10 protein-coding genes and 1 tRNA gene are annotated in these 15,697 nt (G+C 37.0%); 10 read left to right on the top strand and 1 reads right to left on the bottom strand.

The annotated features are described in order from the left end of the window. Positions 1-96: 96 nt before the first annotated feature. The 5 genes from RR062_02620 (at position 97) to RR062_02600 (ending at position 5,452) form a co-directional block, all read left to right on the top strand. Positions 97-173: transfer RNA gene (locus RR062_02620), tRNA-Arg, on the top strand. Between the two features lie 177 nt (positions 174-350). Continuing rightward, entirely contained in the window at positions 351-887 is a 537-nt protein-coding gene (locus RR062_02615) for a sigma-70 family RNA polymerase sigma factor (protein MEG2026604.1), read from the top strand. Continuing rightward, positions 877-2,031, top strand: a complete 1,155-nt coding sequence (locus RR062_02610; GenBank protein ID MEG2026603.1) for a hypothetical protein — start codon at positions 877-879, stop codon at positions 2,029-2,031. Before RR062_02615 ends, RR062_02610 begins: the two co-directional genes overlap by 11 nt. A 273-nt stretch (positions 2,032-2,304) precedes the next feature. Beyond that, complete coding sequence (locus RR062_02605) at positions 2,305-4,020, top strand: hypothetical protein (GenBank protein MEG2026602.1); 1,716 nt, start codon at positions 2,305-2,307, stop codon at positions 4,018-4,020. Positions 4,021-4,378: 358 nt separating this feature from the next. Next, positions 4,379-5,452, top strand: coding sequence for a hypothetical protein (locus tag RR062_02600; protein MEG2026601.1), 1,074 nt, complete (start codon positions 4,379-4,381; stop codon positions 5,450-5,452). 370 nt (positions 5,453-5,822) lie between these two features. Here the strand turns inward: RR062_02600 and RR062_02595 are convergent, their stop codons facing one another. Continuing rightward, positions 5,823-7,526 (bottom strand): MFS transporter, encoded by a 1,704-nt coding sequence (locus RR062_02595; protein ID MEG2026600.1) that lies wholly within the window; start codon positions 7,524-7,526, stop codon positions 5,823-5,825. Positions 7,527-7,851: 325 nt separating this feature from the next. Between RR062_02595 and RR062_02590 the strand changes: the two genes are divergently transcribed. The 5 genes from RR062_02590 (at position 7,852) to RR062_02570 (ending at position 15,609) form a co-directional block, all read left to right on the top strand. Beyond that, on the top strand, positions 7,852-8,967 hold the full coding sequence (locus RR062_02590; protein MEG2026599.1) for a hypothetical protein: 1,116 nt from the start codon (positions 7,852-7,854) through the stop codon (positions 8,965-8,967). A 109-nt stretch (positions 8,968-9,076) separates the two neighbouring features. Further along, positions 9,077-9,961: a UDP-N-acetylmuramate dehydrogenase gene (gene murB, locus RR062_02585; protein ID MEG2026598.1), complete on the top strand. Its 885-nt coding sequence runs from the start codon at positions 9,077-9,079 to the stop codon at positions 9,959-9,961. Between the two features lie 132 nt (positions 9,962-10,093). Further along, positions 10,094-10,840: a PHP domain-containing protein gene (locus tag RR062_02580; GenBank protein MEG2026597.1), complete on the top strand. Its 747-nt coding sequence runs from the start codon at positions 10,094-10,096 to the stop codon at positions 10,838-10,840. Between the two features lie 201 nt (positions 10,841-11,041). Next, a complete protein-coding gene (whiA, locus tag RR062_02575) occupies positions 11,042-11,992 on the top strand; it encodes a DNA-binding protein WhiA (GenBank protein MEG2026596.1) in 951 nt (316 codons plus the stop codon). After that, positions 11,992-15,609 (top strand): DNA polymerase III subunit alpha, encoded by a 3,618-nt coding sequence (locus RR062_02570; GenBank protein ID MEG2026595.1) that lies wholly within the window; start codon positions 11,992-11,994, stop codon positions 15,607-15,609. The genes whiA and RR062_02570 overlap by 1 nt, the downstream gene beginning before the upstream one ends. Positions 15,610-15,697 lie beyond the last annotated feature (88 nt).

Raw genomic sequence — 15,697 nt, 5'->3', positions numbered from 1 at the left:
TATTTTGTCGGTATATAATATGCTAGGTAAATTAGTAAATATTGCTTAGCAAAAAAGCAAATTTATCTTATTGCTTAACAAATTTATCAGCAATATGGACCATTAGCTCAGCTGGATAGAGCGTTGCGCTACGGACGCAAAGGTCGGAGGTTCGAATCCTCTATGGTTCGCCAAATAGATACGCTAGAATAATTGCGTATCTATTTTTTTATCATTGTTTAAGAAAAATAAAGGAATAATTATTGCAAATAACCTGCCTAGATGGTACAATATAGAAAATAATCAAATAATTATGCAATTTGTTAGAAATTCGAGCTAGTATAATTGTATATAAGGTAGTAGAAAAGAGTATGGACAACATAAGACTAAACCGTTGCGTTAAGGAGCTAAAAAAAGGTAAGCAACAGTATTTTGACGAATTCTTTGAATTGACGAAAAATGCTGTGTTTTACATTACTTTTAGCGTACTTAAAAATCAAGAGGAAGCTAACGACGTTATGCAAGAAACTTACATAACTTTCCTCAACAACCTTATTAGCCTAGATTGCGATAAAAATTTTCACGCATATCTACTTACGATTGCTCGCAACAAAGCAATTAACGTATATAATCAACGTAGATTTACCGCAAGCATCGAGAATGAAGAATTTCTATCTGCCGAAGCTCCTACTATATTTGATAGCATAGACACGCCTCTACTACTATTATGCAAGGAGAAGATGCCGGCTGAGGAATGGCAGTTAATCGAGCTTGCTGTAATACAAGGTTACAATAGAACCGAAATTGCCAATATGCTGGGTAAGCCTCTTGCCACAATTTACTGGCAATATAATAAAGCCATCGAAAAAGTTAAACACTATTACAAGGAGGTGTACGATGAAAGATAAATATAAACACGCTATTAATCAAGAGTTAGACAGCAAAATTAAAGTCGATAAGCAATATATTCTTAGTAGCGTCAACTGGCAGAATGCAAAAAAGAGTAAGCGTCCGCTTGTGTTTAAAATGACATTTGCCTCAGCCCTTGCGGTAATACTCTTGATTGTGTCGCTTACCGTATTCCTGCCAAGCGTAACTAGCCAAGCATATTGCGTTACAATGTCTATCAACCCTCGCGTACAGCTCGAAGTAAATAAGGATAACATTGTTACGGCTCAACAAGCCTTAAACGAAGACGGCGTCAAACTGCTACTTAACAACAATCTCGTGGGCAAGGATATTAAGGAAGCTACAAAAATTGTAATCGAGCGAGCCAAGAAGTTAGGCTATCTTAAAGATAACGGACAGTTAAAGTTAGGGGTTGTTAGCAAGGACAAAAAAACCCAAGAAAGCGTCTATACAGGTATACTTGCCGATGTTATGTCGGCGCTACAACAAGCAAATATCGCTAACGCCGACGTTCTATCTTTAAGCGAGGACGAAATAGAAACGTTGCTCGACCAACTAGACGAGAAAAAATTAAACGAATATCAAACGCAACTTATCAAAGACTTTGAACTAAAAATTAAAAACGGCTTAAAAACAAAGATTGACGAATTAACCAATCTTTCAAACAAAGTAACAGGTTGCAAAGAGGGTAAAATTACCTTAAATGAACTTAAAGAAACCTTAGCGGTATTTAAATACAAACTTGACTTTGATACAACCGAACTTGACACCACTGATAAAGAAGAACTTGCCGATAAGCTTGACGAGTTAGCTACAAAAATTGACGAACAGCTTGTAGACCTGGAAAAAATTCAAGCCGAATTAATTGACGGGTCAAAAACAGAAGAAGATTATAAAGATAAATTAGAAGATTTGTTTGAAATTGCTTCCGAAGACTTACTTGATAAGGACGGGAGCAATCAAGACGAAAACCCCGAAGAAGACACTAGCACTGAGGACAAGCCTACCGATAACCCTGATAACCCTACCGACAATCCCGATAACCCAACCGACAACCCTACCGACAACCCAGATAATCCTACCGATAACCCCGATAATCCAGATAACCCCGATAATCCCGACAATCCGCCTACCGACGAATAGACTCTAAGTTACATAAGTTGAAGCGCACTACTGTTACTAGAATTAAACTTTGTTCTAAAAATATGTCTTATTATATCGAAATTTTAACACTCAACGCAATTTGAGTGTTTTTTGTAATTTATAGGACAAAAAAATAACTATTTACGCTAAATTATCTTTTAAACGATTAAAAATTAATAGATAAAACTTGCAGAGATTTCAAAATGTGTTATAATTATATTAATTACATAAGAATATACAAATATTAATTAAATATTGTGGACGGAGATAACTATGAAGTACAAAACTTATAAAACTACAAACAAAAAAGGATTACTTATAAGCTTAATTGTAATAGCCTCTATTCTTGCGCTAACAGCCATTACATTCTTAATAATATCCTTAGTTGACGATGGCGACAGCGGAACTGGTGGAAATAAAATTGACATCTCGGGCGTAGTAACCTTTAATGGCGCAGGTTTGCCCGGCGTTAAGGTGAAGTATGGAACAATGGAAGTTGACGTAACCGACTCGCAAGGGCAATATGCAATAAATTTATACGAGGCGGCTACCATTACTTACGAAAAATTTGGCTTTAACTTCAACCCCAGTTCGGTTTTTGTTAACAAAAAGGGGCAGAAACAAGACGTTGTCGCTACCTTAGGCGAACAAGCAATAAATACTATTACAGTTAGATTTGTAGACGAAACCAATGCGCCAATAAATATCGACGTAGATTTTACCGTAGGCGACAAAACATATAAATATACCGCCGGCAATAGTTATGGTTTAACCGTCACCGCTAGCATAGGCGACAAGATAGAAATATTGCCTAACGACTATGTCGAAGGCGCTTCACAAACAATATTAGATAATAATAAAACTCTTTATACTACGACCTTAACGTATAAGCAGACTGAACTAACCATACGTATGGTAGATTTAAATGGCAACAATTTGAAAGGACTTGACATTTATGTCGACGCTGTAAAAATTGCCGAAACTGATAATAAAGGAAGCGTAAAACTACAAATTCCAAAAGACCAAGTAATAATAAGCGTTAAAGATAGTAGCGGTAATTTTGAATTTGATTCGTACTACGCTATCAACAAGCTAGATAACAACCGAGTAATTAAGGGCAGATACATCGCCAAAAAGTCTACTGCGGTAGAATATACATTTGTAGACAATTCGGGCAAACCTATTGCAGGCGATGTCTATGTCTATATTGGTATTGGTATGTGCCAAGGTCAACCTGCTTCAAGCCAAAAAGTTGGCAATTTCTACAAGATTGTAGTTAAAGATAAGCTAAGCATACCATCTTTACAAAAGCAATATTTTGAGCAAGGTCAATATATCACAGCTTACGCCGTCGTAGGTGATGTCGGCTATACCTTCAAAATTTATAATAGCTGTATTAGCGGTATGATAGTCGCCGTTGAGTCGCAAGTATTTAAAGGGACAATTAACGACCCTACAAAAGCAAATAGCCTAAACGTATACGTATCTAAACAAGGATACGCCTACGAGTGCGAATACGACTTGCAAGGATTAGGCAGTTTTTGCGTAGCTATACCCAAAAATGACGCTTTGTTTATCGACGATTTTCTTTTGACAAAAGTTGGCGATAGTTATAAAGTTGCAAATATTTGGGAAGAAGTTAAGCAGGGAGAATTACATTTATACGTAGCTAAAAAAGCGGTCTACAATGTAATCTTTAAATTCGAAGACGGTAGTTTTATTAACGAAAGCGATACTTCTTCGATAGGCAAATACGTTAAATTTATAAACAAAGACGGACAATTATTTAAAGCATCTATTACTTTTACAACCGGCGAAATGCCAGAGCAGAATACGACAATTACTCTATACGAGGGCGCTAATACAGAGTTTGACGTTTCAATATATTTAGACGAATCAATGGGGCAAGACGGTTACTATAAGGTTAGTTCGGTAATTGTTGATTCGGCAACTAAGACGATTACAATAGTCGTAGCTCCAAAGCAGTAAAAGGTTAAGTTAGAACAATAATTAATACGGTCAAAAAGGTTACGCTACAATTTAAAGTTAAATTAATAATATGTTTACCCTTTACAAATAAGTAAAGGGTAAATTTTTTTAAGTGGCAAATAGCTCTAAATTGCCTAGAATTTGTTTAGAAGAAAGGCTAACGAAAGCTAGATTAATTCTTTTAGACTAATAAAAAATAAAAATACACGGTATTATCTAACATTTAATTACAGTTATTAGAAATAATAGTAATAATAAAAGTTTTTTAAAATAATTTAAAGTATTTGTTAAAATTGTTAGAAAATTAGAAGGGTACGAATGTATATATAGTGTAAAACAAAAACGGAGGAACAAAAAAATGAAAAAAAGATTAAGTGTAATTTTAACGGTGATTCTTGCCTTAGCGCTAATCACCACAGCTTTGTCAGCTTGCACAGGCAAGACCATAGCAAGTAAGGGCGGAGTTAAATCCAAAGAGGTATATGCTTTCTCAGCAATGACAAGCGTAGAGTATTTATCAAATATGCCCGGCGCAGCTAGCGTTAACACAAACGGCAATATGTTTGCTAAGTTATCACCTAGATTAGTGCTTAATGCCGAAACAGCTCCTGTTCAAGAGCTTGCAAGACCCGCTAGCTTTACACAAGATGTTAACGAATTAGCTCGTTATATCAAAATGTTTGAAGGCTATATGACTCCTAGCGGAATTCAACAAACCACAGGCGCTCCCACAGCCGAAGACGGCGAGTATGCAACATACCAAATTAAACAAACTGTAACCACAACAAACGCTCTTGGCGAAACCGTAACTTATGTTATGTACTATAACGAAACTGCGCAAGCGGCAGACGCTAACCCCGAAGAAGTTCCTGAAAAAGACCCTGCAAATGCTGACGCTAACACAGAAGAAAACGAAAGCGATAAGCCAGCCGACGAGGAAGAAGAAACAGAGGAACAAGAAGACGAAGTTTCCACAACTCTTACGGGCGTACTAATCTATAATAACCAAGTATTTACCATCTCCGGCGAAAAAGAAGTTACAATCGAAGGCGAAGAGAAAGAAGTTGAAATTGAGTTTACAACCCGTAGCGAAGCTAACCCTGATAACTATATCGTAGTTAAACAAGAAGTTGAGCTAGAAGAAGTTGAGTTTGCTTACTCAATCTATGAAAAAGGCGAACTTGTAAATGAAACAAATGTTAGCTGGGAGAACGAACAAGGCGAAAAGGCCATTGAATTAGAGTTCACAGCAGTAGTAGAAGGCAAAGAACCCCTTAATATGTACGAAATCGAGCTTACCAAAGAGAACACTTACAGCGTAAGTTATGACTTTAACGGTTCGACAGGTAGCCTAACAATCGTAAGAACAGCCGAACAACTAACAGTTACTTATGACAACGGTTTTGTAGAAACTATCCAAGTAGCTAAATAATCTTCCTATCCCTTAGCTTAGAACGAACTAAGCAAATATGTTGAGCGCAGAGTTTACCCCCTCTGCGCTCTTTCTTTTTTTAAATGCCTATCGATTAAAAGCAATGACGTAGCGGTAGGTCAATTAAAGTATAATCAAGATAAGTCAACAGCAAATGTAATCTTAGCGTAATCAAAAGTCAGCGGTAAAGATAATTGAAAAAGAACAATACTATCATATATTTAGTAACGACCATACGCTAACGGACATAGCTAAAACTGTAAAGAATAGCAAAGGCTATAAAAATAACCGAGATAATCTTTTATCTCGGTTATTTTTATAGATTAATTAATAGTTTTGTCAATAAACTCTAATTTAATACAGTAATACTCTATTTTGATGTTGGACTGTCGCTAACTTCTAACAATTCTTCGGGTTCGGCAAGAGCGTCAAGCCCTTTATTCGCTTCGGGTTTGCTGTCGCCGTGCATTACAAATATCATAGTTACAAATGACAACGCAACAAAGATAGCGCCATAGGGGAATAATACGCTACGCATATCTAACGCCTCCATAAGAGCGCCCGAAATAATAGGCGTCAATGTTTGCGCAGCCATACTTGCAGTATAATAGAACCCTGTAAATTTGCCTACGTCTGCGCCGGTTGCAAGCTCTACTACCATAGGCAAACTGTTTACGTTGATTGCCGCCCAAGAAATGCCCGCAAGCACAAATAGCAAGCTCATAACAATCGAAGAAGTACCTGCGCCCATAAAACTAGCTACGGCAAAAGAAGCGGTAAGTATGATTATTCCGCCCATAATTGTTTTTTTACGCCCAATCTTGCTAGCGAGTAACCCAGCCGGGAAGAATGCGATTAAAGCGGCTATTTGAGCGATTAAAAGAGTAAAGTTGAAGTCCACGTTAAGCACAACCGAAGCGTAAACCGAATATTTGCTTGTTACGGCGTTATAACCAAAGAACCAGAACATAATTGACAACATCATAAAGACCAAAGATTTAATTCTTGCTTTGCCAAGTTTTTGCTTGCCGGTTTGGTCGACGACAATATCTTTTTCTTTGTCAAGACCGTATTTTGCAGTTTCGGCTTCCATTTCAGCGCAAAGTTTAGGTTCTCTTACGGTAAGGATAAAGACTATTAACGCAACAACCATAATTATACAAGTTATACCTATCATAGGTATGTAACTCATAAGAGCGTTGCTTGCGTTACCTGTGCCTATTACCATACCTAGACCAAGTATTATCGAACCGCCTATTACGCCCATAATGTTGATAATAGCGTTAGCTTTACTGCGCAAGGGTTTAATTGTAATTGCAGGCATTAACGCAACGGCAGGACTACGGAAGGTAGCCATAGATAGCAAGGCGAAGAATAATATTGCGATAAAGGCGATTAAACTTGCGGGGTTGTCCATAGTCACGCTCTTTGCGTAAGCGTCTCTTACGGGGATAACAAGGTCGCTATATAGTTGTTTTTGAGCGGTTATCTCTTTTTTCTGTTCGTCGGTTAATTTTTCATCGCTCGAAGCAGGAAAAATTAAATTTTCAAATGGTATTTCAGCCTCGCCTATATAGAGTTGTTTAAGCGTGCCTTTTTCAATCGTAGTATCAAAATATTTAGTAGCGTCGGTTTTTTTGTAAAGTTTATCCATCTTAGTGTAAGTGTAATTGAAGTAAGGGTTATCTATTTCACGATTTTCTTCCCACATTACACTAGATACTGTTTGCGGATTAGAATAGCTTTGCATTTTGGTAGCTTGCCCGGCGTCGGCAACCGACATAAAGAAAAAGCAAACGACGGCTATTACCGTACCTATTACGATAAATGGCGTGCGTTTGCCAAACTTCTTAGCGATTTTGCCGTCGGCTTTATCCGACAATGCGCCAAACAATGGTAGCATAAATAAGGCAAGTATGTTGTCAAGCGCCATAATTACGCCCGAGAGGGTGTGGCTCATACCATATTTATTTGTCAGCGTAAGCGCAACCAAAGAATCGTAAGTAGACCAAAAGGCGCATATTAAGAAAAATGCCAAGCCTACCAAAAAAGTTTTCTTGTAATTAAGTTTCATAACTAACCCTCCTAAGGTAATATGCGTAATTATTCTACTACATTTTTTTGTAATTGTAAACCCCATAATTTTTTTTATGTTAGAAATAGTATAATAAATTTTTGTTTACCCAATTTTAAATTATATAAAAAAGAATAATTAACAATTTTTCAAATTTTTACAGTTGCAAAATTTGTTATTTTTTGCGTTATTTTGACATTTGCAAATTATAATGTTTTTTGTTTAACTATATATATTTTTGTCTTATTATTTTCGACAAGTTTTTTAAACTTTATTTTTGGTTTTTAGCGTGGTAAATTGCGGTTTTCTTTCATAAGATAGGGGTATGAAAAAAGAAATTATTTCAATTATTATCCTTTTAATTTTTGTGTTTACTTTGCTTTTAGGCGTGGCGTATTTGCCATTTCAAAACGAGTCGGGAATAGACGGCAAAAAATATGACAGCATTATTACGGTTTGGCACATAGACAGTTTTGAGGGCGGTAACGTCAGTTGCGGAAATATTCTTAAAAATCTTGTAAGTAAATATGAACATATTTACTTAGGTTCTTATGTTCATATTGACATATTGACATATAATCAAGCGTTAGATAAACTTAGCAAAGGTGAACGTTTTGACATATTATCATTTTCGGCTGGTTCGGGCGCTAAATTTTTGCCCTATTTACAAGCCTACGAAGGCGCAGTATTTGCCAAGGATTGCTTTCAAAGCGTAGGCGAAGTCAGTGGCAAGATGTTTGCCGTGCCGTATTTAATAGGTTGTTATAGCCTAATTGCGACCAAGTCTTTTTGCGACCAAACATCTAATTTTACTACGCTTAAAGATAGAATTTTTACGCTTTCTAGCGATAGAAAAGTCGGTAAAAACGTCCTAGCTGTCAACGCATTTTGCAGTGGTTACAGCGAGTTTTCTAGCCCTCTTACAGCCCTCTACCTTGCCACGTCTTCACGACCGGACAAAAGTATGCCTAATACCTTTTGCCCAAAAGAGAGTCAATACAAGGCGTTTAGCGGGTTCATAAACGGCGAGTGTAACGTTTTACTAGCTACGCAACGTGATATTTCTCGCATAGAAGGAAGAATTAGAAGTAACCGAATAGGCGAAATTTTAGTCGAACCACTAGGCGAATTTACCGACCTTATTATGTGTTTTGCAATAAGTTCTTTCACAACAAAAGTTAGGCAATGCACAAATTTAATCGAGCTAGTTACCTGCCAAGAAACGCAAAAAAGGTTGGCAAATTATGGCGTGCTGTCGCCTCTTGACATAACAATTTATCAAGAGGGACATCTATCAGCTTGCGAGCGAGCGCTTGTTTGCCCCTATGTTATTAATGCCTTTTGCGACATAGCGATTATAGATAAATTAAGGCAAGAAAGCTTGCTGGGCTTATATGACGATAGCGTCGATATAAAGAAATATTTGCTTAAATGTTTTTAAATGCCGATAGAAATGTCAGTTATTATTTAGAAAATATACAATAATGCTAACTATTTATAAAATTTATATTTACTTACTTTAAATAATTGCAAAGAGTGTTTGGGGGAATATGATTACAGCTTACCAACAAATTGAGAATTTAGTAATAAGACACGACGTTGACTTTTCTAGCCTTACGACAATGAAAGTAGGCGGAAAAGCTTTATTGGTTGTCGAACCTTATTTAGTAAGACAAATAATACAACTTATTAATATTCTTAAAGAAAGCAAAACTAAGTACTTTGTTTTAGGACGAGGTAGCAACTGTATAGCCTGCGGGGACTACGACGGCGTAATTGTTTTGCTTGCAAATAATTTTTCTAGCATAGCTAGTTATGGCGACAGCGTGGTTGCGTGCGCAGGCGCTCCGCTTGCCCAAGTAGCTCAGCTCTGCCTCAAACGGCAACTTAGCGGAGCGGAATTTTTAGCGACTTTGCCCGGCTCGGTCGGCGGTGGCGTTACAAGTAATTGCGGTTGCTTTGGGCAAGAGATTTGCGATATAGTTAGTTCGGCATTACTAACCGACGGATATGTCACAAGGTGGTATTCGGCAAGCGAATTGAAGTTTAATTACCGAACTTCATTGATTAAAGACAGCGATAAAATAGCGCTAAAAGTTAAATTTAAATTAAAAAAAGGCGATAGAAATGCCATAGAAGAAAAGATAACGCAATTAAAAAGACAAAAATTAGCGACTCAACCGTTAAATTATCCAAGTTCGGGCAGTATTTTTTTGCGACAAGGCGAGATAATTCCGGCAAAATTAATCGAGCTTGCCGGGCTTAAAGGCATTAAAGTCGGCGACGCTCAAATTAGCCCAATTCATTCGGGATTTATTGTAAATTGCGGACACGCCACAAGTCAAGACGTAGTTAAATTGATAGAAATAATTCAAAATAATATTTTTACTAAATATCAAGTTAAACTTGTTAAAGAAGTTGTTTTTATAAAGTAAAATAATAATAACGACAAATTTTTATAAAAATGAAAAAAGTATTATTATTTTTTGTTAAAGTATGAAAAAATTTCCCTAAAATGTGTTACAATAAAAGAAGTATTACCAAGTAAACAGTTTAGGAGATAACAAATGATTTTTGGAGATTTTCACGCTCATACTAAGTTTAGCGACGGAAAAAACAAAATGGAAGATATGGTTAGCGCTGCGGTTGACAAAGGCTTAAAACAATTTGGCATTACCGACCACGGGCTAAGACACGTTGCATTTGGGTTAACTCGAAAAGAAATACCACTAGCTCGGCAAAAATTAGAAGAACTTAAAATAAAATACCCGCAGATTAAATTATACTACGGTATTGAAACTAATATTTATTCTTCAAGCGGTTCGATAGATTTACGCCCCGAAGACTACGATAACTTTGATTATATTATCGCAGGCTTTCACAAGGGTGTTTGGGCAAAAGATTTTATAGATATGTTTAGGTACAACCTTCCCGGTTTTTTTTGCGAACTACATTATTTTAGCAAAAGTGAAATTAAACTATATACCTCGACTTTTATTAACGCTATCAAGCACGGTAGGGTAAATATTATTTCGCACCCTTGTTACGCTCTGCCTATGGATATAGTAGAAGTCGGCAAGGCTGCTCTTGATTATGGCGTGTTGATGGAGCTTAACGGCAAGAAAGTAAGTATGAGCGACCAACAAGTCTTGCAGTTACAAGATTTAGGCACAAACTTTATTGTCAATTCGGACGCTCATAGGTGTGATAGGGTGGGCGATTTTACCGTTCCGCTTGGCGTTGTGGATAGGCTTAAACTCAACAAAGATAAGATTGTAAACTGGGACAAAGAAGTGTCGTTTATTAAAAGATAGTTAATTTATAGATATAACTAATAGAATAAATTTGCTAATTAACTAACTAATTAAGGGCATCTAATTACCAACTAAAATAAATTACTAATATCTAACCAATTTAAAGATTATAAAATATTAAGTTGCTAATAAATTAAAGGCAAACTTAACATTATGTTATAAGCCTTATTTTGCTAATAATTATATTTTGTAAGGATAGAAATGAAAACGTTCTCGCAAATAGTTAAAGATGAAACACTAGAAAAACTGCAACAACAGAAAATTTCTCCCTGTTGTATGCAGGTTTTTTTGGCTACCTCAATATTAAATAGTGAAATAGTCATTAATCAACAAGGGCTGGGTTTTTGTATAACTTCGGCAAATTTAGATTACATAAAATATATTTGTTCTCTTACGCTCAAACTGTACAACCAACAAAGCGACATTGTGGTAGAACAACTTAGCAAAACACGGGTAAAATATGTCATAACGTTAATAAATTCCCAACTGCTTAACGACTGTAAGGTCTTGTATTACGACCAAGACGGCTTAACTCAAATTGCAAAAAGCGTAGAAAAATATATGTGCGAAGACGATTGTTGCAAAAAAACATTTGTTAAAGCTTGTTTTTTGGTAGGCGGTAGTTTAAGTTTGCCCGAAAGTAGCGATACTGGCGAGGGAAAAACAGGATATCATTTAGAGTTTTCGCTCAACACTCTTGAAAGTTCGGTTATGTTGCAAGAAATTCTATCTTCCTTTGGTATAAATTCTAAGAGTTTAGAAAAGAAGGATAGCTATATAGTATATATTAAAGAAAGCGACGCAATTAGCGATTGTCTTAAACTATTTAACGCTAGTCAAAGTATGTTTAAGGTAGAGGACTTAAAAATTAACCGTTCTATGAGAAATAAGGCTAATAGACAAGCTAACTGCACGATTGCAAATATTGATAAAAGCACCGAGTCGGCAAACAAACAAATGCAAGCTATCCACTTATTGATAGCGCAAGGTAAAATGAATTTGCTTGACGACAAACTAAAACAATTTGCCGAAGCAAGAATAGAACACCCCTACGCAACTATCGCCGAACTTGCAACGCTACTTAATATTACTAAGAGCGGAGCGGTTCACAGAATGAATAAATTGCTTGATTTAGCCAAAGAGGAATACTAATGGAAGAATTTGCACATCTACATCTACATACCGAATATAGTTTGCTTGACGGCGCTGCGCATATAGAAAGTTTATTTGAAAAGTGCGTCAAAATGAATATGCATTATGTCGCTATTACCGATCACGGCAATATGTACGGCGCTTACCACTTTTATTGCGCAGACAAAAAGCGTCGCAATAATCTTAAAGAAAAGCGTGAAAAACTCAATCGAAGCAATCGTAAAGAAGCCGAAAGCAAAGGGCTAGAATATATTGATATTCCCCCAAGTTACGAGGAAGAATTTGTAGTAAAGCCAATTATCGGTTGCGAATTTTATGTCACCGACGATATGAACCGTCGTTCCGGCAGGGTCGACAGAGAGTTTAACCACTTAATTTTGCTTGCAAAAAATAATGTCGGTTACCGCAACTTAATGAACTTAGACAGCCTTGCTTTTACCGAAGGCTTTTATTACAAACCCCGCATAGATTTAAGCCTTCTTGCAAAGCATACCGAAGGACTAATTTGTATGTCGGCGTGCATAGCCGGGCAAATACCTCAACTTTTGTTGGATAATCGAGAAGCCGACGCAGAAAAAGCCGTAGAACAATATAAAAAAATGTTTGGCGAAGATTATTACATAGAAATACAAGATCACGGCATAGCCGAAGAAAAATATTGTATTCCTCGTTTAGTTGAACTTGCCAAAAAGTGTAACGTCAAGCTTGTAGCCACTAACGACGTTCACTATTTAAATCGAGCCGACGCCGAAATGCACGACATTTTGCTTTGCGTACAAACTGGCAAATATATTGACGACACCGATAGACTTAAATTTGAGGGTAGCGAATTTTATTTAAAGTCCTACCAAGAAATGCTTGATTTATTCCCCTTTGCTCCCGAAGCTATTGCAAATACTATCGAGATTGCCAAACAGTGTAACGTAACTATTCAAAAAGACGAAACGCTTATTCCTAACTATATTCCCGACAACGGACTTTCGCCGGAGGACTTTTTATATAGCTTAATGATGGAAGGGCTTAATGAAAAATATCCTACTCCGCTTAGTCAAGAAGTGTTGTCCCGAGCAAATTATGAGTTTGACGTAGTTAAGAAGATGAAATATATCGAGTATTATCTAATCGTTTGGGACTTTATACACTATTCTGAGCGTCAAGGCATAGCCGTAGGCCCGGGTCGTGGTAGCGGAGCAGGTAGCATAATTGCCTATGCGATAGGTATAACTAAGGTTGAACCGCTTCGCTATAATTTAATTTTTGAACGCTTTTTAAACCCGGAAAGAAAGACAATGCCCGACTTTGACATAGACTTTTGTATGGATAGGCGAGGCGAAGCTATCGATTATGTATTTAATAAATATGGCAAAGATAACGTAGCTCAAATTATCACTTTTGGAACAATGGCTTGCAAAGGCGCAATTAAAGACGTAGCAAGAGTGCTAAAAATACCTTTTGCCGACGTAACTAAGATAAGCAAACTTATTCCCGATGGCACTAAGGCTACAATTTCTCAAATTATCGGGCTAAGCAAAGATAAAGACGGCAACGACCTATCTATACCCGAAGTTAAAGAGATTTACGAGCAAGACTATCAAATGAAGAAGGTTATTAATCTTGCTTTACAGCTAGAAGGCAGTCCTAGGCATTGTAGCACGCACGCCGCAGGCGTAGTAGTTTGCCGAGAGCGTATTTGCGACCACGTTCCATTACAAAAGAACGGCGAAGATATTACCACGCAATTTAATATGAAGGAAGTCGAAGAATTAGGACTTCTTAAAATAGACTTTTTAGGGCTTACCAACTTAACCGATATTGACAAAACTATTAGACTGGTTAAGGAAACTAGCGGTGAAGTCATAGATTTTAGCAAGTCAAATTACGACGACGCAGGCGTGTACGAACTTATTTCTTCCGGCGATACGCAGGCAATATTTCAACTAGAATCGGGCGGTATGACTAAGCTAATGAAAGAGCTTTGCCCTAACTGTCTTGAAGATATTATAGCAGGAATTTCTCTTTATCGTCCCGGACCTATGCAATTTATTGGCGACTACGTTTGGGGCAAGCATAATCAAGACAAGGTAGTTTACAAACACCCTTTACTTGAAAATATACTTAAAAACACTTATGGTTGTATGGTCTACCAAGAGCAAATTATGCAAATTGTGCGTGAACTTGCAGGCTTTTCCTATGGCGAAGCCGACTCTATTCGTCGAGCTATGAGCAAAAAAAATGCCGACGAAATGAGCAATCAACGAGAGTACTTTGTCAACGGCAAGAAAAATGAAAAAGGCGAGCTAGTAACTAAGGGCGCAGTTAATATGGGGGTTAGCAAAGAAATAGCCAACGATATTTTTGACCAAATGACTGACTTTGCGCAATACGCTTTTAACAAATCGCACGCAGCGGGTTACGCTTATTTAGCTTATCAAACCGCATATTTAAAGAGGTATTATTTTGTCGAATATATTTGTTCCGTTCTCAACAATCGCACAAGCAAAGTTGACGAAATAAAGAAATATATCGCTTACGCAATAGAAAAGGGCGTAGAAATTCTTGTTCCCGACATCAATAAGTCAAGTCTAGATTTTTCGGTTGAAAGCCGACATATTCGCTTTGGGCTACTTGGCATTAAGAGCATAGGTCGAATTGCAATCGAGCGTATAATAGAAGAGCGCAATATTTCGGGCGAGTTTACCAGCTTGAAAGATTTTTTAACAAGGGTAGACAGCAAGGCATTAAACAAGCGCTTAGTTGAGAATTTAATTAAAGGCGGAGCTTTCGACTGTTTTAATGTTTCCCGAGCCGAGATGATGGCGACTTACGAGCCGATAATGGAGCGTATTTCTAACGATAAGAAGAAGCGTGAGATAGGGCAATTTTCAATGTTTGATATGTTAGGACAAGACTCGGCTTTTAGCGACGTCGAATTTGGTACGATTAAAGAATACGGACTTAAATATAAGCTGTCGCTTGAAAAAGAAGTTTTGGGTATGTGTGTTTCGGGCAATCCTCTTTCCGAATACGCTCAACGCCTTAAAGAATACGATTTTAACAGCAGTATGCTTTTTGCCACCGAGCAAGCCGAAGACGGCGAAACTACGCTCGAACAAGAATATGACGGCAAAAAGGTGACCTTAGGCGGCAATCTCAGCGACATATCTAAAACTTACACCAAACGCACTAATAAATTACTCTGCACTGCAAAATTAGAAGATATGACTGGTACTATTAGCTTAATGATGTTTGCTAACAGTTACGAGCGTAACAAAAAATATATCGTAGAAGATACTATGGTTACCGTAATAGGCACTCTTTCGGTAAAGAGCGAAGACGTTCCCAAAGTATTTGTAGATAAGATTATACCTTGGCAAGACAAAGAGGAAAAGAAGGTGTCAACTGCTCTATATCTAAGAATGCTTAAAAAAGACAACGGCGTTTATGAACAAATTTCTTCTATCTTACAAAATTACGAGGGCGATTTTCCAGTTATTTTAGTAATCGGCGAGAAGAAATACTCTATGCCTTCAACCGTAAGGCAATGCAAGGGCATAGAATACGAATTAACTAATATTTTAGGTCAAGGCAACGTTGTATTTGCAGAAAAGAAGGCTTAAATTAGGTTATGTTTAATAACCATATTTCACACTGACATTGACACAACAAGTAAGTAAGTTTATAATTACCTTGTTGTGTTAATTTTTA

The sequence above is a fragment of the Clostridia bacterium genome (assembly GCA_036654455.1).
In the GTDB taxonomy this organism is placed as follows: Bacteria; Bacillota; Clostridia; order Christensenellales; family CAG-314; genus JAVVRZ01.
The sequence above is the reverse complement of the archived record's forward strand: the minus strand, read 5'-3'. Positions and strand labels throughout refer to the sequence as shown.

Bases quoted from the DNA above. Each gene is read 5' to 3' on its own strand.
- RR062_02615 (MEG2026604.1), top strand. From the start codon at position 351: ATGGACAACATAAGACTAAACCGTTGCGTTAAGGAGCTAAAAAAAGGT.
- RR062_02610 (MEG2026603.1), top strand. From the start codon at position 877: ATGAAAGATAAATATAAACACGCTATTAATCAAGAGTTAGACAGCAAA.
- RR062_02605 (MEG2026602.1), top strand. From the start codon at position 2,305: ATGAAGTACAAAACTTATAAAACTACAAACAAAAAAGGATTACTTATA.
- RR062_02600 (MEG2026601.1), top strand. From the start codon at position 4,379: ATGAAAAAAAGATTAAGTGTAATTTTAACGGTGATTCTTGCCTTAGCG.
- RR062_02595 (MEG2026600.1), bottom strand. From the start codon at position 7,526: ATGAAACTTAATTACAAGAAAACTTTTTTGGTAGGCTTGGCATTTTTC.
- RR062_02590 (MEG2026599.1), top strand. From the start codon at position 7,852: ATGAAAAAAGAAATTATTTCAATTATTATCCTTTTAATTTTTGTGTTT.
- murB (MEG2026598.1), top strand. From the start codon at position 9,077: ATGATTACAGCTTACCAACAAATTGAGAATTTAGTAATAAGACACGAC.
- RR062_02580 (MEG2026597.1), top strand. From the start codon at position 10,094: ATGATTTTTGGAGATTTTCACGCTCATACTAAGTTTAGCGACGGAAAA.
- whiA (MEG2026596.1), top strand. From the start codon at position 11,042: ATGAAAACGTTCTCGCAAATAGTTAAAGATGAAACACTAGAAAAACTG.
- RR062_02570 (MEG2026595.1), top strand. From the start codon at position 11,992: ATGGAAGAATTTGCACATCTACATCTACATACCGAATATAGTTTGCTT.